The organism is Mycobacterium europaeum (assembly GCF_034555895.2).
GTDB lineage: Bacteria > Actinomycetota > Actinomycetes > Mycobacteriales > Mycobacteriaceae > Mycobacterium > Mycobacterium europaeum.
The window spans coordinates 4,383,499-4,404,462 of the sequence record NZ_CP157315.1; the positions used below are offsets into that span (position 1 = coordinate 4,383,499).

Sequence of the window (20,964 nt, forward strand, 5' to 3'; positions counted from 1 at the left end):
ACCAACCCCGAAGCGAAGGATGTCAGCGTGCCCATCGCGACCATCAACCCGGCCACCGGCGAGACAGTAAAAACCTTCACCCCGGCAACCGACGAAGAAGTCGACGCGGCCATCGCCCGCGCGTACGCCCGGTTCCAGGACTACCGCCATAACACCACCTTTGCCCAGCGCGCGCAGTGGGCAAACGCGACCGCCGACCTGTTGGAGAAAGAGGCCGACGACGTCGCCGCGATGATGACGTGCGAGATGGGCAAGACGCTGAAGTCGGCCAAGGCCGAAGTACTCAAGTGCGCCAAGGGCTTTCGCTACTACGCCGAGAACGCCGAAAAGCTGCTGGCCGACGAGCCGGCCGACGCGGCCAAGGTCGGCGCGTCCAAGGCATATATCCGCTACCAGCCCCTCGGCGTGGTCCTGGCCGTGATGCCATGGAACTTCCCGCTCTGGCAGGCCGTCCGGTTCGCCGCGCCGGCGCTGATGGCCGGCAACGTCGGCATCCTCAAGCACGCCTCCAACGTGCCGCAGACCGCGCTCTACCTCGCCGACGTCATCGCGCGCGGCGGCTTCCCGGAGGGCTGCTTCCAGACGCTGCTCGTCTCGTCCAGCGCGGTCGAGCGCATCCTGCGCGACCCCCGCGTCGCCGCGGCGACCCTGACCGGCAGCGAGCCGGCCGGGCAGTCGGTCGCCGCCATCGCCGGCGACGAGATCAAACCCACCGTGCTCGAGCTCGGCGGCAGCGACCCGTTCATCGTGATGCCGTCGGCGGACCTGGACGAGGCCGTCAAGACCGCGGTCACCGCGCGGGTGCAGAACAACGGGCAGTCCTGCATCGCCGCCAAGCGCTTCATCGTCCACACCGACATCTACGACGCGTTCGTCGACAAGTTCGTGGAGCGGATGGCGGCGCTCAAGGTCGGCGACCCCACCGACCCCGACACCGACGTGGGCCCGCTGGCCACCGAGTCCGGTCGCGACGACATCGCCAAGCAGGTCGACGACGCCGTCGCGGCGGGCGCGACACTGCGCACCGGCGGCAAGCCGCTCGACGGGCCGGGCTGGTTCTACCCGCCGACGGTGATCACCGACATCACCAAGGACATGGCGCTCTACACCGAGGAGGTGTTCGGCCCGGTCGCGTCGATGTACCGGGCCGAGAGCATCGACGAGGCCATCGAGATCGCCAACGCCACCACGTTCGGGCTGGGCTCCAACGCCTGGACGCGGGACGAGGCCGAACAGCAGCGCTTCATCGACGACATCGAGGCCGGCCAGGTCTTCATCAACGGGATGACGGTGTCCTACCCGGAGTTGGGCTTCGGCGGCGTCAAGCGCTCCGGCTACGGCCGCGAGCTCGCGGGCCACGGGATCCGCGAGTTCTGCAACGCCAAGACCGTCTGGGTCGGGTAGTGGCGATCGCAAGCGCGGCGTAGCCGGGCGCTGGGGCACGCCCCCAGGGGGTACCCCCACCCGCTTGCGGGGGACGGGTCGCCACCAACGGGGGTGAGACCGACACCGGGGACGCGGCCGGCGGCAGCAAGGTCGAGTAGTCGCGTCAGGCCGACGCGGCGGCCAGGGCCCTCTCGTCTTCGTCGGCGAAGGTGTCCTCCAAGTGCAGCGGCGAGTAGTCGAGGTCGATCTCGGCGACCGGCCGCCCGCGGGCGCTGGAGATGGTGCCGAAGCGCCGCATGCCCTTGTCGGACGCGTACTGCATGAACTCGTCCACCGACAGGCCGAACGGCATCGGGTCATACAGGGTGAAGCCCTCCTCGATGAGGCGCAGCCCCAGCGGCATCAGCTCGTTCATCCGGGTCTCGAAGACGCCCCAGTTGGCGTCGTCGGCGGCGACGTGGCGGCGGCAGGTGAACGTCCCCCACGCCATGTGGCGCCGCTCGTCGTCGCCGATGCGCCGGACCAGTTCCTGCATGCCGGGCAGGATGCCGCGCTCCACGCAGATCTTGTGCCAACCGAAGTAACCGGTGAGCGCCAGCATGCCCTCGACCATGTGGTTGTAGGTGACCGACGCCCGCACCTGGGCGGCCGGCGACGGGTCCACCGACAGCGCGTTGAGGCAGTCCGGCAATTCCTCGTAGAAGATCGTCCGGTAGGTGGGGATGGCGTCGAGGTAGCGGTGCAGGTCGTCGGTTACCCCGACCGCGTCGAGCCACATGCGGAACACCTGGACGTGCTTGGCCTCCTCGAATGCGAATTGCGTCAGGTACATCTCGTCGCCGAGCCGGCCCTCGGCCCGCATCGCGGACATGAACGGCTGAATGTCCTCGGTCACGGCTTCCTCGCCGGCGATGAACTCCGCGCACAGCCGGATGGCGTAGTCGCGTTCGTCGTCGGTCAAGGTCTCCCAGTCGGCGCGATCGCGGGAGAAGTCGATGTCGGCCGGATCCCAGAATTTCGCGTTGCCGCCGGCGAACAGCCGCAGCGGCAGGCTGTCCCAGTTGAGGCCCCCTCGAACCATCGAGCCCGAATGTGTGCGTGTCATGTGACCTCCTCGGATCGTTGTGGGGCTGAGTGCACGGGCGGCTGGGCGTGCGTAGGCGCCGCGAAGGCGGCCGCCAGCACCGCGACGAGCCGGCGCACGGCGAGCGCCGGCTGCTCCGGTGTGTGTTCGTCGAGCCCGAGAACGGGATCCAGACCGCGCATGTACGGCGCGAGTGCCAGGTGCGGAAAGATCAAGAGCAGCAACGACAACAGCGCATCGGTGTCGGAATCGGCGCGCAGGTCGCCGCGCGCCTTCGCGTCGCGCACGAGCGGCCGCATCACCTCGAGGTAGTGGCGGTGAATGACGTTCTGCACACTGACGCGGGCCTCGGTGTCGACCTCGAGCGTCGCCGCCGCGTGCAGCGCGCGTTCGTGCGGGTGGTCGGCGAAGTAGGCCACCCACGCATCGAGCCAGTCGGTGAGGAAGTCGAAGAACGGCCGGCTCGGGTCCAGCTCGCGGATGCGGTCTTCCATGTAGGCGCGCACCCGCTGGCTGCCGATGTCGGCGATGAAGGCGTACAGGTCGCGTTTGTCCGCAAAGTATTGGAACAGGCTGCCTTTGGCGACGCCGGCCCGGCGCGCGATGACGTTGAGGCTGCCGCGGGAGAACCCGTGCGCCCCGAATTCCTGTTCGGCGGCGTCGATGATGGCGGCGCGACGACCGGGGTCGACCCGGGCCCAAGTCACCGTTGGCAAATGCGGCCTCCTAGCAATCGATGACCACTGGTCATATTACGGTGATCTGCATCACAGTCAAGGGGCCGGCGGGCACGGCCCGCGCAGGCCTGCCTAGGGCCGCATCTCGTACGCGCCGTTGAGCGGAAGGATGTGCTCCTTCCAGATCTGGGCGTACCGCGAGGGGTCGTGGGCCGGGCGGCGGATCATCCGCGTCGCGAACCGGGCCTGGTCGTCCGTCGTCGCGGGCTTGTCGCTCAGCTCCACCGCGTAGCCGTTGAAGTCGCGGACCAGCACGGCGAAGATCCCGTCGATCAGCGTCTCGTCCACGTCCGACAGCGCGGCCTCCTCGAGGATGAGCTGCGCGTAGGGCACCGTCGCGAACAACTGGCCCACGGCGAACGCGAAGTCGACGTCCTTCTGCTGCGCGGCGTCGGGGGTCGCGCTGGCCAACATGTCGGCGAGCACGTCGATCTGCTTGCGCAGCAACGCGACGTTGGGCAGGTGCGCGTACCCGTCGAACATCGCGCGCCAGTCGTGGAAGCGCACCTTGCCCAGCCCGCCGGTCGGACCCTGCGCGAACAGGAAGGTGTCGTCCGACGCATCGTCGCGGCGGCCGATGATCGGCAGCTCGCTGGTGGGGGCGAACAGGAAGTTGGGCATGAACTTGCCGAGCAGCCCGATGTTGATGTGCACCGTGCCTTCCAGCCTTGGCAACAAACCGATCTCGCGGGTGACGGCCTCGAAGAAGGTGTCCTTCTTGACGCCCTTCGCGGCGATGACGTCCCAGAGCGCGATGACGACCCGCTCCCCCTCGCTGGTGACCTTCCCCTTCGTGAGCGGGCTGTACAGCAGGTAACGCCGGTCGTCGGCCGATGCGCTGCGCATGTAGTCGCAGGCGCGGGTGGTCACCAGCCGCATCGCGACCAGCCGCAGGTAGGCGTCGGTGAGCAGCCGCCGGACGTGGGTGAAGTCGGTGACGACGGTGCCGTAGAGGACGCGGTTGGAGGCGTGGGTGACCGCCTCGTACATGGCGTGTGTGCACATGCCGACGGCGCCCCAGCCCAGGTTGTACTTGCAGACGTTGACGGTGTTGAGGGCGGCGTGGAACGCCTCGGGGCCGCGGTGCAGGATGTCGGCCTCGCTGACCGGGTAGTCGCGCAGCGCGTAGTTGGCCACGTAATTCTGCGAGTTCACCACGTTCTTGATCAGGTCGTACCGATCGTGCTGGGAGTCGGCGGCGAAGAACACGTACTCGTCGGTGCCGGCGATCTTGCCGAAGGTCGACACCATCCGCGCCACGTTGGCGTTGCCGATGTAGTACTTCTCGCCGCTCGCGGTCCAGCCCCCGAGACCAGCCCCGTCGGACGGCGTCAGGATCATGTCGGTCTGGTAGACGTCGGCGCCGTGGGTCTGCTCGGACAGCCCGAAGGCGAACACCTCCCCGGCCTCCAGTTGCGCGGCGGCCTTGCGCTTGGCGTCGGAGTTGCCGCTCATCCAGATCGGGCCCAGGCCCAGCGCGGTGACCTGGAAGGGGTACCAGTAGCTCAGCCCGTAGAAGCCCACGATCTCGGCGAACTCGCTGATCCGGTAGGTGTCCCAGCGGCAATCGCTCGCACCGTACTCCGACGGTGTCAGCAGCGACGCGAAGATGCGCTCGCGTCCGATGTGGTCCAAAAACTCGGAGTACCACACCCGTTCGTGGTCGTCGGACTTCAACCGCGCCTTGCCCCGCGATTCGAAGAAGTCCACCGTCGCGGCCATGATCTCCGCCGAGCGCCGGTCTGGGTATTGACGTTGCAGGTGGTTGGGATTGAGCAACATGACGCGACTCCCGCGGGTTCCGGTTCGGACGAGGGTGACGGTACTGCAACCTCGGGCGCGCCGGAATAAATCGGCACTGTTGTGCGACCACCGAGTCGACCTAGCATCAGTCTCGTGTCAGAACTCAATACCGCCCGCGGCCCCATCGATACCGCCGACCTCGGCGTGACGCTCATGCACGAGCACGTGTTCATCATGACCACCGAGATCGCCCTGAACTATCCCGAAGCCTGGGGCGACGAGGAACGGCGGGTCGCCGACGCCATCGACCGGCTCAACGAACTGAAGGCCCGCGGCGTGGACACCATCGTGGACCTCACCGTGATCGGACTGGGCCGCTACATCCCCCGCATCGCGCGCGTCGCGGCGGCCACCGAGTTGAATATCGTTGTGGCGACCGGCCTTTACACCTACAACGACGTGCCGTTCCGGTTCCATTACGAGGGCCCGGGAGGGCTGCTGGACGGCCCCGAGATCATGACCGAGATGTTCGTCCGCGACATCGAGCAGGGCATCGCCGACACCGGCATCAAGGCCGGCATCCTCAAGTGCGCCACCGACGAACCCGGCATCACACCGGGCGTCGAGCGGGTGCTGCGGGCCGTCGCCCAGGCACACAAGCGCACCGGGGTGCCGATCTCCACGCACACGCACGCGGGGCTGCGCCGCGGGCTCGAGCAACAACGCATCTTCTCCGAGGAGGGGGTCGACCTGAGCCGGGTGGTCATCGGCCACTCGGGTGACAGCACCGACGTCGGCTACCTCGAGGAGCTCATCGCCGCGGGTTCGTATCTGGGGATGGACCGGTTCGGCCTGGACGTGATCTCGCCGTTCGAGGAGCGGGTCAAGATCGTGGCGACGATGTGCGAGCGCGGGCACGCCGACAAGATGGTGCTCTCGCACGACGCCAACTGCTACTTCGACGCGCTCCCCGAAGAGCTGGTGCCCCAGATGGCGCCGAATTGGCATTACCTGCACATCCACAACGACGTCATCCCCGCCCTCAAAGAGCGCGGCGTCACCGACGAGCAACTGCACACGATGCTGGTCGACAACCCGCGCCGCATCTTCGAGCGGCAGGGCGCATATGAGTGAGCCGGTCCCGCCGATCGGCACCCAGATCGCGGCGCTGGCCGAACTCGCGCCCGACGAGCCCGCCGTCACCTGTGACGGACTCACCCTCACCCGCGCGGAGCTCGACGCCTCGACGAACCGGTTGGCCTGCGCCTACGCGGAGCGCGGCGTCGGGGTCGGCGACTACGTGACCATGGTGCTGCCCAACTCCGTCGAGTGGATCCAGGCCGCGGTGGCGTGCTGGAAGCTGGGCGCGGTCCCCCAGCCACTGTCGGCGCGGTTGCCGGACGCGGAGCTGCGGGGCCTGCTGGACCTGCGACCGCCCGCCCTGCTGGTCGGCCGCGAGCATCCCCAAATACCCAGTCTTCCGGCCGGTTTCACGCCCGGCCCGGAGCATTCCGACGCGGCGCTGCCGGAGGCGGTGTCGCCGGTGTGGAAGGCGATGGGATCCGGCGGCAGCACCGGCCGGCCCAAGCTCATCGAATCCGGCGGCGACAGCCGGATACCGGCCGCCATCGGATATCCGCTCGGCGCGCAGGAGGGCGACACGACGCTGGTGCCAATTCCGTTGTCGCACAACACCGGTTTCACCACCGCGACGCTCGCGCTGCTGATGCGCCACCACCTGGTCCTGATGAGCCGGTTCGACCCGGAGCGGTTCCTGCGGCTGATCACCGATCATCGCGTCACCTTCCTGACGACGGTGCCCACGATCATGCAGCGGGTGCTGCCCGTGTATCACGCCGACCCGGAGTCCTACGACCTCTCGTCGATCCGGCGCTTCTGGCACATGGGCGCCCCGTGTCCGCCCGCCGTCAAGCAGGCGTGGATCGACCTGCTGGCCCCGGAGAAGGTGTGGGAACTCTACGGCGGCACCGAATTACAGGCGCTCACCTTCATCTCCGGGGACCAGTGGCTGACCCACCGCGGATCGGTGGGGGTGGTGGTCGCCGGGGAGATGAAGGTGCTCGACGACGATGGCAACCCCTGCCCGCCCGGCGTGGTCGGCGAGATCTTCATGCGCCCGGCCCCGGGCAGCGCGCCGACCTACCGCTACGTCGGCGTCGAGGCGAAGAGCCGGGATGGCTGGGACTCCCTGGGCGACCTCGGCCACTTCGACGCCGACGGGTTCCTGTACCTGTCCGATCGTCGGGTCGACATGTTCACCGTCGGCGGCCGCAACGTCTACCCGGCCGAGATCGAGAACGCGCTCTCGGCACACCCCGACGTGCTGTCCTGCCTCGTCGTCGGTGTTCCGGATGACGATCTGGGTCAGGTGCCCTACGCGCTGGTGCACACCGCCGACGGGTCCACACTCGACGCAGAGGGCGTGAAAGAGTTTCTGCGCGAACACCTTTCACCGTACAAGTTGCCGCCCTCCCCCGATTTCATCGAGTTTGTCGACGCTCCCCTGCGTGACGACGCCGGCAAGGCCCGGCGGTCGGCCGTGCGCGCCGAGATCATCGCGCGGCTGCGGGCGCCCGAGCCGGCCTGACGCCCACCAACGATCCTCCAAGGCCGCGGCCGCACCATCGGGTTACGTCTTCGAGTCGACCGGCTAAGGCGCGATCGCGTCGGCCTCGGCGTCGACGGCATCCGGCGTTTCGTCCGGCTTCTCCCGTTTCTCCCAGCGCCGCAACGCTTCCCGGCAGGGTGACTCGACCAGCCCGTAGCTGACCGCGGCGATCGCCCACCCGAAGATCAGCGTGAGCACCAGCACCGACGGCATCCGGCCGGTGAACGCGAAAGTTCCGAGCACCGGGAACACCATGGCCAGCGCGGCCAGGTGCCACACGAACAGGCCGTAGGACCACCGCCCCAGCGTCACCATGGCGGTGCTGCCCAGCAACCGGTGCGGGGTGTCGACCCGGTCCAGCACCAGCGGGGCGACCAGCGCGAGCGCCACCAGCGAGCCCGCCGCCGTCTTCACGGCGAACTGGGTGGCCGTGCCGGGAATCAGGCCCTCCGGTCCGGCCAGCGGGGACGCCGCCAGCAGGTAGGCCAGCACGGCGACGGCACCCATCGCCACGCGCCGGCGCGCCCACCGGTGCGGCACACCGATCGGGTCGTGCACCCATTCGGCCAGCAGCATGCCGGCGGCGAACCAGGAGAAGAAGGCCGGCGGCCAGTTGAGCGGGTTGGTGCCGGATCCCGTGTGGATGGGCGCCCAGCCCCAGGCCCAGCTCAGCGCGGCCAGGGCGGCGATGGCCGGCACCCGCGCGCCGACCGGCAGCCGCCGGGCCAACAACGCCAGGATCGGCAGCGCGAGGTAGAAGCTGACCTCGACGGAAAGGCTCCACATCTGGGTCAGCCCGCCGGTCAGGGTGAGCGGCACATAGATCTGGGTCAGGGTCAGGTTCGCCAGCCACACCGTCGGGCTGGCGTGATCCGCGTCGGGCAGCAGCGTCAGGATCACGACGACCGCCACCACATAGGCGGGCATGATGCGCACCACCCGGGACCGCAGATAGTGGCCGGTGCGCGGGCGCGGCGCCAGGCCACGCGCCGCCGCCGCGTGGCCGCGCCACAACAGGAAGCCCGACAACGCGAAGAACACCGCGACGGCCAGATCGAAGCGGCCGAACAGCCGGCCGGTGACGCCGCTGGAGTGCCCGGTCTGGAAGGCGACGTGCGTGACGACCACACCCATGGCCGCGCACGCGCGCATCCCCTCCACCGCGGGCAGGAAGCTGCGAACGCCGCCCGCACGCTGGCCATCCGTCACCCCCACAGTCTGCATCTGATGGGCCGGCAGAACGAATGGGTACACCCGAAGGACCCGCGTGCGACGGCGACAGGTTCGCAAGCCGCGGGCTTACGTTCGGCTGTTAGGGTCAAACGGGTTTGCGGCTGACGGCGCAAGAGAGCACTAGGAGGGCACAGCAACGTGAACCGAGCAGTCATGTTGCGGTTCGCCGCATGCGGGGTCATCGGACTCGGAGCCGCCCTGCTGATCGCCGCGCTGCTGTTGTCGACGTACACCACCAGCAGGATCACCAAGGTCCCGCTCGACATCGATACCACGCTGATCAGCGACGGCACCGGAACCGCGCTCGACTCCGCCTCGTTGTCGACCGATCACGTCGTCGTCAACCAGAACGTGCCGCTGGTGTCCCAGCAGCAGATCAGCGTCGAATCGCCCGCCAACGCCGACGTCGTCACGCTGCAGGTCGGCAGCTCGGTGCGGCGCACCGACAAGCAGAAGGACAGCGGCCTGCTGCTGGCGATCGTCGACACCGTCACCCTCAACCGCAAGACGGCGATGTCGGTCTCCGACGACACCCACGCCGGCGGCTCGGTCCAGAAGCCGCGCGCCTTCGGTGACGAGAACCCGCCCACGGCGATGCCGCTGCGGCACGACGGCCTGGCCTACCGGTTCCCGTTCCACACCGAGAAGAAGACGTACCCCTACTTCGATCCGATCGCCCAGAAGGCGTTCGACGTCAACTACGACAGCCAGGACGACGTCAACGGTCTGACCACCTATAAGTTCACCCAGAACGTCGGCTACAACGCCGAGGGCAAGCTGGTGGCACCGGTGCCCTACCCGTCGCTGTACGCCGACCAGGCGACGGACTCCAAGTTCACCGCCTCGGCGGCGATGTGGGGCCTGCAAGGCGGCGACCCCAACGAGCAGATCACCATGACCCGCTACTACGCGGCGCAGCGCACCTTCTGGGTGGACCCGGTGTCGGGCACCATCGTCAAGGAGACCGAGCACGCCAACCACTACTTCGCCCGTGACCCGATGAAGCCGGAGCTGACGCTGGCCGACTACAAGGTCACGTCCAACCAGGACACGGTCGAATCGCAGGTCAACGCCGCCCGCGACGAGCGCGACCGGCTGGCGCTGTGGTCGCGGGTGCTGCCGATCACCTTCACCGCGGTCGGGTTGATCGCGCTGGTCGGCGGTGGGGTGCTCGCCTCGTTCAGCCTGCGCACCGAGAGCGCGCTGACCGATCCCGGCCTGGACCGGGGTGACCAGGACTTCTTCGGCCGCAGTGGGCTCGAGGAGCCGGTGCCCGGCGCCGAGGCCGAGACCGAGAAGCTGCCCACGCAGCACCCCACGTCGCGCGATGATCCCGACGCGCCCACCCTGGGTGCCGACGAGCCGCCCGACTCCGGGCCGCCCGAGCCCACCGGTCCACCCGAACGGGAATAGCCCGCCGCGTGCGCTGGACCCGGCCCGGGTACGCCCTGGTCTTGGCGCTGCTGGTGGTCGGGCCGCTGCTCAGGCCCGGTTACCTGCTGCTGCGCGACGCGGTGTCCACGCCGCGCTCATACGTGTCCGACACCGCGCTGGGCCTGACGGCGGCCCCGCGCGCCACGCCGCAGGATTTCGCGGTGGCGCTGGCCTCGCACGTGCTGGACGGCGGCGTCGTGGTCAAGGCGTTGCTCGTGCTGGGGCTCTGGCTCGCGGGATGGGGCGCTGCCCGGCTGGTCGCCACGGCGCTGCCCGACGCGGGTGCGCCCGGGCAGTTCGTCGCCATCACCCTGGCGATCTGGAATCCCTACGTCGCCGAGCGGCTGCTTCAGGGGCACTGGAGCCTGCTGGTCGGCTACGGCTGTCTGCCCTGGGTCGCGACGGCGATGCTGGGGCTGCGCACGGGCTCCGGCCCGTTCTTCGGGTTGACCTTCTGGATCGCGCTGGCCGGGCTGACACCGACCGGCCTGCTGCTCGCCGCGACGACGGCGCTGGTCTGCGTGGGCGCGCCCGGCACCGGCCGGTCGCGCCGGCTGTGCGCGGCGGTGACGCTGGGCGTCGCGCTGGTGTCCGCGCTGCCCTGGCTGACCGCGTCGGCGCTGGGCGCCTCGTTGACCGCGCACACCGCGGCGAACACCCTGGGGGTCGCCGCGTTCGCGCCGCGCGCCGAGCCGGGGCTGGGCACGCTGGCCAGCCTGGCCGCCCTGGGCGGGATCTGGAACGGCGAGGCCGTGCCGATCTCGCGGACCACGATGTTCGCGGTGGCGTCGGCCGCGGTGTTGCTGGGCGTAGTCGCGGCCGGGCTGCCGACGGTGCTGCGCCGTCCCGCGGCGCGGCCGCTGTTGGCGTTGGCGGCGGTGGCCGTGCTGGTTCCGGCGGCGCTGGCGACCGGCCCGGGCCTGCACCTGCTGGCCGCGTTGGTGGATGCCGTGCCCGGCTTCGGTGTCCTGCGCGACGGGCAGAAGTGGGTGGCGCTGGCCGTGCCGGGCTACGCGCTGGCGGGCGGGGGCGTGGTGGTCACGCTGCGCAGGTGGGTCCCGCCGCCCGCGGACATGGTGGCGGCACCGGTCTGCTGCCTGGCGCTGGTCTTCGCGCTGCCGGACCTGGCCTGGGGGGTGTGGGGCCAGGTGTCGTCGGTGCAGTATCCGCGCGGCTGGGCGGCGGCGGCGGCCGCGATCAACGCGCAGCCCGCGACGGTGGCGGTGCTGCCGGCCGGCACCATGCGGCTCTACTCCTGGGCTGGTCGCGCGCCGGTCTTGGACCCGTTGCCCCGCTGGGTGCGCGCCGACGTGCTGAGCACCGGCGACCTGGTCATCTCGGGGACCGTCATCCCGGGCGAGGGCGCTCAAGCCCGCGCGGTGCAGCAGTTGCTGCTGGCCGGGCCCGCGCCGTCCGCGCTGGCGCCGGCGGGCGTGGGCTGGCTGGTCGTGGAGTCGGACACCGCCGGGGACATGGGGGCGTCCGCCCGCACCGTCGACGCGCTGAACCCGGTCTACCGGGACGACGACCTCGCGCTCTATCGGATCGGCGGCGACACCGCCGGGGTCTCCGCCACGGCGCGCACGGTGACGTTGCTCGCGCACCTGGCGTGGCTGGCGGCGCTGCTGGTGGGCGGCGCCGGCGCCTTGGTCGGCCGTGTGCGGCGCGCTGGCTTCCCGCCGCGGCCGCACGACACATAAACGGCTGCGACGACACGCCGCGACGCGGCTCGCAACGCTTTATGTCTCGCGGCGACGCCGACGCCCGTGGCTAAACCACGCCGCTCAGGTACCCGCCCGTGCGCACGGCCTCCAGCACCGTGCGCATGGCGTCGGCGCTTTGCCGCCACGAGAATTCACCGCTTCGGGTGTGCGCCTTGGCGCCGAGTTGCTCGCGCAGCACCGGGTCGGACAGCAACTCGCCGAGACGATCCACCAGCTCGGCGTGGGTGTCCACCAGGATGCCGGTGACCTCGTCGACGATGGAATCCGACAAGCCTCCCGAGGACCGGTAACCGATGGTCGGCACCCGGTGCTGAGCCGCCTCCACGACCGCCAGGCCCCAGCCCTCCTTGCGCGAGGGCAACAGCTGCACCCACGAGCTCTGCAGCACATGGTGTTTGGTCACGTCGTCGACGTGACCGTGGAACGTCACCGCGTCGGGGATGCCGAGCCGGCGGACGTGGTCGACGAGCCGCCGGCGCCACCACCCGTCGCCCACGATGTCGAGGTGCAGGCCCGGCATCCGGGGCCGCAGCCGCGCCACGGCCTCCAGCGCGTCCTCGATCTGCTTGTGCGGCACCAACCGCGACAGCACCACCACCCGCGGCGCCGCGGCGCGCGGGCCGGTCAGCGAGCGCGCCGGGGCCTCGTCGAGCCCGTTGCGCACCACCGCGATTCGCGCGTTGTCCACGCCCAGCGCCAGCAGGTCGCGCGCCGACGGCAGCGATACCGTCACGTACTGGTTGCGCCGGTTCAGCCACGGCGACAACGTCGACTCGACGAACCAGCCGAGCCGGCCCAGTACGGGCCCGGCCACCGGCCATTGCTCGCGGTGACAGTGGTGTACCAGGACCACCACCCGGCGGCCGTAGACCAGCCGGGCGAGGAAAGGCAGGCCGTTCTGGGTGTCGACGACCACGTCGGGCCGCACCCGCCGCAGCGGTCCGAGCCCCAGCCGGGCCGCCGCCATCGCGAGCAGGGCCCAGACGTAGACCGAGTACCGGCCGCCGGCCCGGTCGATCCGCACGCCGTCGACCATCTCGCGCCGGGGCGCGCCGGGATAGCGGGCGGTGCGCAGCGTGACGGCGACACCGGAGGCGGCCAACTGCGCGCCGATGCGCTGCAAGTAGGCCTCGCTGCCGCCGCCCTGGGGGTGTCCGGTATCGCGCCAGCACAGCAGGAGCACGGAGCGCAGACCAGACATCACTGGTCAGCCTAGCTCGGCGACGATGCACGCCGCGGCGCGGCGCGAGGTGGGGGCACCCCCAGCCGCGTTAGCGGCGAGGGGGCGAGTCGGGCAGTCAAGCACAGCTCGGCGACGATGCACGCCGCGGCGCCCCGCAACCGCGCTGCGTAGGGTTGGCCGGTGCCCGTGACCCCGCCTTCCACCCAAGTCTTCGCCCGGCGGGCGACCCTGGCCCGTGCGGTGCGGCTGCTGTCCGAATTCCGCTTCGAGCAGTCCGACCCGGCCCGGTTCTACGGCGCGCTCGCGGCGGACACCGCGGCCATGGTGTGCGACCTGTGGCTGGCGGCGCGCGGCGGACCCGCCGCCGGCCGCACCGTGCTCGACGTCGGCGGCGGCCCCGGCTACTTCTCGGCCGCGTTCGACGACCTGGGTCTGCGCTACATAGGCGTCGAACCCGACCCCAGCGAGATGCACGCGGCCGGCCCCCCGCTCGCGGCAGGTCCCGGAGACTTCGTCCGCGCGTCGGGCATGGCGCTGCCGTTCGCCGACGACTCGGTGGACATCTGCCTGTCGTCCAACGTCGCCGAGCACGTGCCGCGGCCGTGGCAGCTGGGCAACGAGATGCTGCGGGTGACCAAGCCGGGCGGGCTCGCCGTGCTCTCCTACACCGTCTGGCTGGGCCCGTTCGGTGGGCACGAGACCGGCCTGGCCCACTACCTCGGCGGTGCCCGCGCCGCCGCCCGGTACGCCCGCAAACATGGGCATCCGGCGAAAAACAACTACGGGTCGTCGTTGTTCGCCGTATCCGCGGCCGAAGGGCTCGACTGGGCCGCGAGCACCGGGGCGGCGGTGGCGGCATTTCCCCGCTACCACCCGCGATGGGCATGGTGGCTGACGTCGGTCCCGCTGCTGCGGGAGTTCGCGGTCAGCAATCTGGTGCTGGTGCTGCGGCCCCGATAATGAAACATGTTCTCGTTTTGTCCCGGCTTGGGTAGGGTGGCGCCATGCGCGCCGGCGACGATGCAGCGCGGAGCAATGAGGAGGAGCGGCGCAGATGCCAGAGAGCCAAACGACGGAATACGACAAGCTTTTCATCGGCGGCAAGTGGACCGCGCCGTCGACTGACGAAGTGATCGAGGTGCACTGCCCGGCCACGGGCGAGTATGTCGGCAAGACGCCCATGGCGGCGGCCGCCGACGTCGACGCCGCGGTCGCCGCGGCCCGCGCGGCCTTCGACAACGGACCCTGGCCCACGACGCCGCCCAAGGAGCGCGCGGCCGTGATCGCCAACGCGCTCAAGCTGATGGAGGAGCGCAAGGACCACTTCACCCAGCTGCTGGCGGCCGAGACCGGCCAGCCCCCGATGGGCGTCGAGACGATGCACTGGATGAGCTCCATCGGGGCGCTGAACTTCTTCGCCGGCCCCGCCGTCGACCAGGTCAAGTGGAAAGAGATCCGCACCGGCGGCTACGGGCAGAGCATCGTCTACCGCGAGCCCATCGGCGTGGTGGGCGCGATCGTCGCGTGGAACGTGCCGCTGTTCCTGGCCGTCAACAAGCTGGGCCCGGCCCTGCTGGCCGGCTGCACCGTGGTGCTCAAACCGGCCGCCGAAACCCCCCTGAGCGCAAACGCTTTGGCCGAGGCCTTCGCCGAGGCGGGGCTGCCCGAGGGGGTGCTGTCGGTGGTGCCCGGCGGGATCGAGACCGGACAGGCGCTGACCTCCAACCCGGGCGTCGACCTCTTCTCGTTCACCGGCAGCTCGGCCGTCGGCAAGGAGATCGGCAAGCGCGCCGCCGACATGCTCAAGCCGTGCACGCTGGAACTCGGCGGCAAGTCCGCGGCCATCGTCCTCGAGGACGTCGACCTGGCGGCCGCGGTCCCGATGCTGGTGTTCTCCGGGATCATGAACACCGGGCAGGCCTGCGTGGCCCAGACCCGCATCCTGGCCCCGCGTTCGCGGTACGACGAAATCGTGGATGCCGTAAGCGCTTTCGTGCAGGCCCTGCCGGTAGGCCTGCCGTCGGACCCGGCCGCCCAGATCGGTTCGCTGATCTCGGAGAAGCAACGTGCCCGGGTCGAGGGCTACATCGCCAAGGGCGTCGAGGAGGGCGCGCGGCTGGTGTGCGGCGGCGGCCGGCCCGAGGGCCTGGACAGCGGCTTCTTCGTGCAGCCGACGGTGTTCGCCGACGTCGACAACAAGATGACGATCGCCCAGGAGGAGATCTTCGGGCCCGTGCTGAGCATCATTCCCTACGACACCGAGGAGGACGCGATCAAGATCGCCAACGACTCGGTGTACGGCCTGGCCGGCAGCGTGTGGACCGCCGACGTGGAGCGCGGCATCGCGGTGGCGGAGAAGATCCGCACGGGGACCTACGCGATCAACTGGTATGCCTTCGATCCCTGTTGCCCCTTCGGCGGTTACAAGAACTCGGGCATCGGGCGCGAGAACGGCCCCGAAGGCGTGGAGCACTTCACCCAACAGAAGAGCGTGCTCATGCCCATGGGCTACACGATCGAGGGCTAGCGCCTAACCCCGAACGCGCACCCACCGCGAAAAATCAGCAGCTCGCGGTGGGTGCGCGTTCGGCGTTTCCGGCCACCAGGTGCCAAAGATTATGCAAAAGGGCATAGAAACCAGCCGTGTTACTAGCGCGTAAATTAGGCGGCAACGGACCGGTTTCGGACTTTTCCGTGCGTCTGAGCTTACCTAGCCAATAAAACTTGCTTACTGGACCGTTGTCTTATATGCTTCTCAGCATAATCATCGGCGGCGCTCAGGCCGGGAGAGAATCATGTGGATCATCGAGCTGAACATCGGCGGCTATCAATTCACCCGCGAGATGCCCGACCTCAAACGCCGGAGTTTCCGCTTCAGCCCGCGAAGCATGCACTGGCCGGTCCCCCGGCACTCACACGCTGCATGACGTCAGCCACGGGAGGCACGAGAGTGGCGACCACGAGCGAAACACTGCGGGACCACACCGCGACGAAGCGCGGCGGTACGCGCAAGAAAATGCTGGCCAGCGCCGCCGAGGTGATGCGTGAACGCGGCGCCGCGGGGGTGACCATCGACGCGGTGCTCGCCCGCAGCGGCGCCCCGCGCGGCTCGGTCTACTACCACTTTCCCGACGGCCGCAATCAGATCCTGATCGAGGCGCTGCGGTATTCCGGTGACGCGCTCACCGCGATGATCGACGACGCCGCCGAGCAGGGTGCCCGGGCGTTGCTGGGCAAGTTCGTCGAGTTCTGGGAGCGCCTGCTGACCGAGGGCGGCTTCAGCGCCGGTTGCCCGGTGGTGGCCGCGGCAATCGGCTCGGACGACGACGACGCCAAGCTCTCCGCCGAGGCCGGCGCCATCCTTGGCCGCTGGTGCGCCGCGCTGACGCGGGCGTTCACCCACGACGGCTTCGACGAGCCCTGCGCCGCCTCGCTGGCGGTGACGTCGATCGCCGCCCTGGAGGGCGCCATCGTGTTGTCCCGCTCGACCGGCAGCATCGACCCGTTGCGCCAGGTCGGCGATCAGCTCGAATTCCTGATCAAGGCAAGGGAATTCGTGGTCCGCAACAAGATCGCGGAGTGATCCTCAGTCGCTGGCCGGCAGCGGCTTGACCTCTTTGAGCTGCAGCGCGGTCGCCCCCACGCTCAAGCTCCCGGCGCCCGGCTTGGTCACCAGCACCTCGGCGCCGGTCTCGTCGACGTAGCGCTTGCCCATCACGGTGCCGTCGGCGAACGCCGGATCCGGCTCCCCCGAACGCTCTCCGCCTATCGGCACCATCGGCGCACCGCCGCAACGCAAGTCGTCGAGGCTGTCGGCGCTCCTGACGACGATCACCTGCGTGTCACACACCTGGCTGGCCAGGCGGGTTCCATTCTTGATCATGCACGTAGCCCTTCCAGCGTCTCGATGATCTCCCGGCGAAGCACTTTGCCGGTGGGGGTCGTGGGCAGCTCGTCGCGAAACACCACCCGGTCCGGGGTTCGTGACCCGCGCAGGCTTTTTCGGACGTGCTCGCGCAATTCCTCGGGATCGGGATCGGCACCGGGCCGGGGTACCACCACCGCGACGATCGCCTGTCCCCACTGCGGATCCTCCACGCCGACCACGGCGACGTCGCGCACGTGCGGGTGCTCGACGAGGACCTCTTCGAGTTCGGCGGGCGCGATGTTCTCACCGCCGCGGATGATGGTGTCGTCGCTGCGGCCGCCGATGAACAAGTACCCGTCCTCGTCGAGCATGGCGACATCCCTGGTGGGAAACCAACCATTCTCGTCGAGCACCGAACCGATGCCGGTGTAGCGGCCGGAGACCTGCTCGCCCCGGACGAACAGCTCACCGGTCTGCCCGGGCCCGAGCACGTTGCCGTCTTCGTCGCGGATCTCGATCTCGATGCCGGGCACCGGCCGTCCCACCGAGGCCAGCCGCCTGGCGACTTCCGGCTCCGCGGCGGCGTGCGCCGCCCGGTGATCGTCGGGGGTCAGCACCGCGATGGTCGAGCTCGTCTCGGTCAGGCCGTAGGCGTTGACGAAGCCCACGCCGGGCAGCAGTTCCAGTGCGCGGCGGACCAGCGGCAGCCCCACCTTCGACCCGCCGTAGGCCAGGTTGCGCAGCGAGGGCAGCTCGTGGCCCTCGGCCTCCAGCGTGGCGACGATGCGGTCGAGCATGGTGGGCACCACCGTCGCGGTGGTCACGTTCTCGGTGTTGACCAGCCGAACCCATTCCCGCGCATCGAAATTCGGCAGATAGACCATCTTGCGCCCGGCGTACAGGTTCGACAGCGCGGCGCCCACCCCGGCGATGTGATAGGGCGGCACGCAGATCAGCGCGGCGTCGCTCTCGGCGGCCGACTCGAACTCCACCGTGCCGGTGACGTAACTGGTCAGGTTGTTGTGCGAGAGCTCGACGGCCTTGGGCTGCGACGTGGTGCCCGAGGTGAACAGCACGATCGCCACCGAGTCCGGGTCGGGGAATTCGGCGGCGGGCTCGCTGTCGCGCGCGGCCGCGAGGAATTCGTCGGTGGTCATCAGCCGGCCGGGGGCGCCGCCGACCATGTCGCGGTAGCGGCCGTCGACGATCACCAACGGCTCCGGCAGGCGCTCGATCAGCGCCCGGATGGCGTCGGCGGACAGCCGGTAATTGAGCGGGGTGAAGGGCAGCCCGGCCCGCGCGGCGGCAAAGATCAGCACCGGCAGCATCGCGCCGCCGGTGCCCACGTAGACCACGTGTTGGGCGTTCGTGCCCGCGATCACCCCGGCGCCACCGTCGGCGAGATCGCTGAGCTGCTGCGTCGTCAGCCGCAGGGCGCCGGAGGAGCCCTCGGATACCACGGCCGTGCGATCGGGATTGCTCGACGCGGCCATCTCCAGCAGCAACGAAATACTCACGCTTGCACTTTCTGCGGTATCAACGCGTTACAAAGCTGACCAAAAGTGTCATGTTCGACTGTAGTTTAGATCACGCGACACCGTCGAAGCCGGGGGCCGGGCTCAGCTGCCCGTCCAGCGCGGGGGGCGCTTCTCCGCGAAGGCGATGGCGCCCTCTTTGGCGTCGTTGGACGCGAACACCGGAGCCAGGATCTTGTTCTGCTCGGCGAACATCTCCTCGGGGCTCCAGCCGCGGGACTCGACGATGATCCGCTTGGTGGCGGCCACCGCGAGCGGCCCGTTGGCGGCGATCTTCTCGGCGAGCGCGATCGCCTCGTCGAGCGCCTTGCCGGGCTCGGCCAGCACGTTGACCAACCCCAGCTCGTGGGCGCGCTCGGCGGACAGGTTGTCGCCGGTCAGGGCGAGCTCCATGGCGATGGCCGGCGCGATGCGCTGCGGCAGCCGCAGCAGGCCGCCGCCGCCGGCGACCAGGCCGCGCTTCACCTCGGGGATCCCGAACGCGGACTCCCTGGACGCGACGATCAGGTCGGTGGCCAAGGCCAACTCGGTGCCGCCGGCCAGGGCGTAGCCCTCGACCGCCGCGATGAGCGGCTTGACCGGCGGACGCTCGGTGAAGCCCATGCCGCGGCCCTCGACGATGGGCAGCTCGCCCCGGGCGAAGGCCTTGAGGTCCATGCCCGCGCAGAACGATCCGCCGGCCCCGGTCAGGATGCCCACCGAAAGACCCGCGTCGCCGTCGAGCCGGTCGACGGCCTCGGCCAGGCCGTTCGCCACCGCGGCGTTGACCGCGTTCTTGGCCTTCGGCCTGTTGATCGTGATGATCAGGATCCGATCCCGTTGTTCGACCAGGACTTCGGGTTCTTCGGCTGCTTCGCTCCCAGTGCTCACGTGCCGCACAGCTCCTTCGGGGTCGGGGTGGCTGTTGTCCGACCGATGGTAGCGGTCGGCCAGAATGCGATTAACGTCAGGCGAGAGTGCCGTTTTCCTCCGCGCGGCTCAGGCCGGCGCCATCGCGGCTTCGACGACAGTCAGCTCCTCGGAAAGACCTGCGGCCCTGCGTATTTCGACAAAGTCGGCGACCATGGCCTCGGTCACCTCATGTGGGTCCTTAAGCGTGGCGCCGTCGGAGAGCACCGAGATGTTGAGCTGATCGACGTAACTCCACACCGTGATGTTGAGGCCGCTGCCTGCGGTCAGCGGGCCCACCGAATAGATCTCGGTGACCAGGGCCCCGCCGACGCGGCCGCGTTCCCGTGGACCCGGAACGTTGGAGATGTTCAGGTTGAGGATCTTGTTGTGGCCGTCGCGCCCGGACGCCCACCGGAAGAAGGCCTGGGTGGGCGCGGGCGGCATGTAGGCCGCCCACCGGCTGACCAGTTCCGGCCCCATCAGCTGGTTGCTCTCCTTGGCGGCGATGGCGTTCTCGTGGCTGCACCGCACCCGCTCCAGCGGGTCGTCGGAATCGGTCGGCAGGCCCACCAGGACGCCGGTGAAGCGGTTGCCGGAGATCCGCTCGGGCGAGAAGTCGAAACTCATCGGCACCGATGCCAGCAGCGGTTCGGCCTTGCCGTCGTAGCGCAGCAGCAAGGTGCGCAGGGCGCCGGCCGACATGGCCAGCACCATGTCATTGATGGTCGCGCCGAGCCGCTTGCCGGTCTCCTTGACGTCGGCCAGGGCCAGCGTGGCGGTGGCGAACCGGCGTTCGGGCGTGATCTTGTGGTTCATGAACGTCGGCGGCGGCTCGAACGGCCGGGTCAGCTCGGGCGAGAGCTTGCGCGAGCTGCGCCGCACCCGGCCCAGGCCCTCGACCGTGTAGCGGATCGTGTGCGGGATCCGGCCGACGTGGCGCAGGTGATCGGCGAAGGCCGAACTCATCAACTCCCGCGTGGTGGGCGCCGGGTCGCACAGGTACGGGCCGCCCTCGGGCCCCGGCTGCAGGTCCATGCCGCGGGCCATCAGGTTGGCCGAGGCGACGCCGTCGGCCAGCGCGTGGTGGATCTTGCCGACCACCGCGATCCGGTTGTTGGCCAGGCCCTCGATGAAGTACATCTCCCACAGCGGGCGGCTGCGGTCCAGCGGTGCGCTGGCGATGCGGCCGATCGCCTCGTCCAGCTCGCGCCGGCCGCCCGGCGCGGGCAGCCGCCACGGCCGGATGTGGTAGTCCAGGTCGAGATCGCAGTGCTCCCGCCACATCGGATGGTGAAACTTGAACGGGATCTCGACCAGCTGGTAGCAGAACGGCTCGAGCTTGTTCAGCCGGCCGCGGATGACTTCGCGGAACGCGCCGACGTCCAAGCCACGCCGATCGGAATCGAGTTCGATCACAGCGGCTTTGATCGTGTGCATGTGCACGTTCGGCGTTTCGCTGTACAACAGGACCGCGTCCCACCCGCTCAGCCGTTTCACCGCTGCCCCTTACCCATAAA

15 protein-coding genes and 2 pseudogenes are annotated in these 20,964 nt (G+C 69.6%); 8 read left to right on the forward strand and 9 right to left on the reverse strand.

What is annotated here, in order from left to right:
- Nucleotides 1-27: 27 nt before the first annotated feature.
- Nucleotides 28-1,404: an NADP-dependent succinic semialdehyde dehydrogenase gene (locus U8D42_RS20205; protein WP_322858461.1), complete on the forward strand. Its 1,377-nt coding sequence runs from the start codon at nt 28-30 to the stop codon at nt 1,402-1,404.
- Between the two features lie 145 nt (nt 1,405-1,549).
- On the opposite strand, the gene U8D42_RS20210 is transcribed toward U8D42_RS20205, so the two are convergent.
- The 3 genes from U8D42_RS20210 to U8D42_RS20220 form a co-directional block, all read right to left on the reverse strand.
- Nucleotides 1,550-2,491 carry a R2-like ligand-binding oxidase gene (locus U8D42_RS20210; protein ID WP_085243536.1) on the reverse strand — a complete coding sequence of 314 codons (942 nt, stop codon included), beginning with the start codon at nt 2,489-2,491 and terminating at the stop codon, nt 1,550-1,552.
- Nucleotides 2,488-3,186 carry a TetR/AcrR family transcriptional regulator gene (locus U8D42_RS20215; RefSeq protein ID WP_322858460.1) on the reverse strand — a complete coding sequence of 233 codons (699 nt, stop codon included), beginning with the start codon at nt 3,184-3,186 and terminating at the stop codon, nt 2,488-2,490. Before U8D42_RS20215 ends, U8D42_RS20210 begins: the two co-directional genes overlap by 4 nt.
- Nucleotides 3,187-3,279: 93 nt before the next feature.
- On the reverse strand, nt 3,280-4,989 hold the full coding sequence (locus tag U8D42_RS20220) for an acyl-CoA dehydrogenase family protein (RefSeq protein ID WP_322858459.1): 1,710 nt from the start codon (nt 4,987-4,989) through the stop codon (nt 3,280-3,282).
- Nucleotides 4,990-5,103: 114 nt separating this feature from the next.
- On the opposite strand from U8D42_RS20220, the gene U8D42_RS20225 reads away from it, so the two are divergent.
- Both U8D42_RS20225 and U8D42_RS20230 read left to right on the forward strand, forming a co-directional pair.
- A complete protein-coding gene (locus U8D42_RS20225) occupies nt 5,104-6,084 on the forward strand; it encodes a phosphotriesterase-related protein (RefSeq protein ID WP_322858458.1) in 981 nt (326 codons plus the stop codon).
- Nucleotides 6,077-7,558 carry an AMP-binding protein gene (locus tag U8D42_RS20230; RefSeq protein ID WP_322858457.1) on the forward strand — a complete coding sequence of 494 codons (1,482 nt, stop codon included), beginning with the start codon at nt 6,077-6,079 and terminating at the stop codon, nt 7,556-7,558. Before U8D42_RS20225 ends, U8D42_RS20230 begins: the two co-directional genes overlap by 8 nt.
- Nucleotides 7,559-7,621: 63 nt before the next feature.
- Here the strand turns inward: U8D42_RS20230 and U8D42_RS20235 are convergent.
- Nucleotides 7,622-8,861: pseudogene (locus U8D42_RS20235) on the reverse strand (acyltransferase family protein).
- A gap of 89 nt (nt 8,862-8,950) precedes the next feature.
- Between U8D42_RS20235 and U8D42_RS20240 the strand changes: the two are divergent.
- Nucleotides 8,951-10,225: a DUF3068 domain-containing protein gene (locus U8D42_RS20240; RefSeq protein WP_322858455.1), complete on the forward strand. Its 1,275-nt coding sequence runs from the start codon at nt 8,951-8,953 to the stop codon at nt 10,223-10,225.
- An 8-nt stretch (nt 10,226-10,233) separates the two neighbouring features.
- Nucleotides 10,234-12,020 (forward strand): annotated as a pseudogene (locus U8D42_RS20245) (hypothetical protein).
- Here U8D42_RS20245 and U8D42_RS20250 read toward each other — a convergent pair.
- Nucleotides 12,017-13,171: a glycosyltransferase family 4 protein gene (locus U8D42_RS20250; RefSeq protein ID WP_085243543.1), complete on the reverse strand. Its 1,155-nt coding sequence runs from the start codon at nt 13,169-13,171 to the stop codon at nt 12,017-12,019. The pseudogene U8D42_RS20245 and the gene U8D42_RS20250 sit on opposite strands and share 4 nt — an antisense overlap.
- Nucleotides 13,172-13,339: 168 nt before the next feature.
- On the opposite strand from U8D42_RS20250, the gene U8D42_RS20255 reads away from it, so the two are divergent.
- From U8D42_RS20255 to U8D42_RS20265, 3 genes are all read left to right on the forward strand, one after another.
- Nucleotides 13,340-14,113 (forward strand): class I SAM-dependent methyltransferase, encoded by a 774-nt coding sequence (locus U8D42_RS20255; protein WP_322858806.1) that lies wholly within the window; start codon nt 13,340-13,342, stop codon nt 14,111-14,113.
- Nucleotides 14,114-14,207: 94 nt separating this feature from the next.
- A complete protein-coding gene (locus tag U8D42_RS20260) occupies nt 14,208-15,680 on the forward strand; it encodes an aldehyde dehydrogenase (protein ID WP_085243544.1) in 1,473 nt (490 codons plus the stop codon).
- A gap of 489 nt (nt 15,681-16,169) precedes the next feature.
- On the forward strand, nt 16,170-16,736 hold the full coding sequence (locus tag U8D42_RS20265) for a TetR/AcrR family transcriptional regulator (RefSeq protein WP_085243573.1): 567 nt from the start codon (nt 16,170-16,172) through the stop codon (nt 16,734-16,736).
- A gap of 3 nt (nt 16,737-16,739) precedes the next feature.
- Here the strand turns inward: U8D42_RS20265 and U8D42_RS20270 are convergent, their stop codons facing one another.
- From U8D42_RS20270 to U8D42_RS20285, 4 genes are all read right to left on the reverse strand, one after another.
- The gene (locus U8D42_RS20270; RefSeq protein ID WP_085243545.1) at nt 16,740-17,036 is read right to left on the reverse strand and encodes a hypothetical protein; all 297 of its coding nucleotides are present in this window, start codon (nt 17,034-17,036) and stop codon (nt 16,740-16,742) included.
- Nucleotides 17,033-18,538, reverse strand: coding sequence for a class I adenylate-forming enzyme family protein (locus U8D42_RS20275; protein WP_085243546.1), 1,506 nt, complete (start codon nt 18,536-18,538; stop codon nt 17,033-17,035). The genes U8D42_RS20270 and U8D42_RS20275 overlap by 4 nt, the downstream gene beginning before the upstream one ends.
- A gap of 102 nt (nt 18,539-18,640) precedes the next feature.
- The gene (locus U8D42_RS20280; protein ID WP_322858453.1) at nt 18,641-19,426 is read right to left on the reverse strand and encodes a crotonase/enoyl-CoA hydratase family protein; all 786 of its coding nucleotides are present in this window, start codon (nt 19,424-19,426) and stop codon (nt 18,641-18,643) included.
- 108 nt (nt 19,427-19,534) lie between these two features.
- Nucleotides 19,535-20,944 carry a WS/DGAT/MGAT family O-acyltransferase gene (locus tag U8D42_RS20285; protein WP_322858452.1) on the reverse strand — a complete coding sequence of 470 codons (1,410 nt, stop codon included), beginning with the start codon at nt 20,942-20,944 and terminating at the stop codon, nt 19,535-19,537.
- Nucleotides 20,945-20,964 lie beyond the last annotated feature (20 nt).